Origin of the sequence: Acinetobacter sp. I-MWF (assembly GCF_025433935.1) — a bacterium.
GTDB classification, from domain to species: domain Bacteria; phylum Pseudomonadota; class Gammaproteobacteria; order Pseudomonadales; family Moraxellaceae; genus Acinetobacter; species Acinetobacter guillouiae.
The window spans coordinates 1-797 of record NZ_JAMBAR010000075.1; the positions used below are offsets into that span (position 1 = coordinate 1).

Consider the following 797-nt stretch of genomic DNA (forward strand, 5'->3'; position numbering starts at 1 on the left):
TCGAAATGCAGGCGAATCAGGAAGTCGGCGGCGACCTTGCCTTCCTCGCCCAGCACCTTGATATACGGCGCGATCAGGGTGAAACCTTGCTGATCGAGCTTCCAGGTCAGGCGCGCATTGGCCTGGATGTACTGCCAGGGCTTGGCGAAGATCGGGTCGAGGTGCAAGGAAAAGTCCTTGCTGTCCATGCGCAGCTCGCCCTGCCCCAGGTCGCCGCTGATGCTGCCGGAAACGTTGCGTGCGGCAGGGGCGCCGAAGTAGGCGTCAAAGCCTACCCGCTCGAGGTTGGCGGCAAAGCTGACTTTCTGATCGGTCGTGTCCTGCGGACGAAAATCCACCAGCACATTGCGCAGCAGGCCGGTGGCCTTGAGGTGTTCGATCGTCTTGGCGAAACCTTCCGGCAACGGCGCCAAGGCATTGAGCAACGGGGTGATCGGGGTCAGGTCGAGGCGGTCGGCCTGCAGGTTCCAGACTTCCTGCGCCTTGTCGGTGGCCAGGCGTTGCTGCAATTGCAGACGCGATTCCCAACGGCTATCGCCGATGTTCATCGCCAACGAATCGAACAGCACCTTGAGGCCGCTCTCACTGCGTTGCAGGTAGGCGGTCAGGGCGAGGTTTTCAATGTGGACCGGCTTGCGGTCAGCATAGCTGCCCTTCACTTGCGGCGAGTTGAGGCGCACCACCGCGCTTTGCACGGTGCCTTTGGCCCAGGTCAGCCAGAATTCACCGCCAGCCTTGAACTGCGTGAGTTTCCACTGCTGGGTCAACCTGGCCGGAACCCATTTGGCCCAATCGCT

1 protein-coding gene is annotated in these 797 nt (G+C 61.6%); it reads right to left on the reverse strand.

Annotated features, from left to right (window positions below; genetic code table 11):
- The coding region (locus M2R48_RS21435) for a hypothetical protein (protein ID WP_262087655.1) at positions 1-767 on the reverse strand (767 nt) is incomplete at its 3' end.
- Positions 768-797 lie beyond the last annotated feature (30 nt).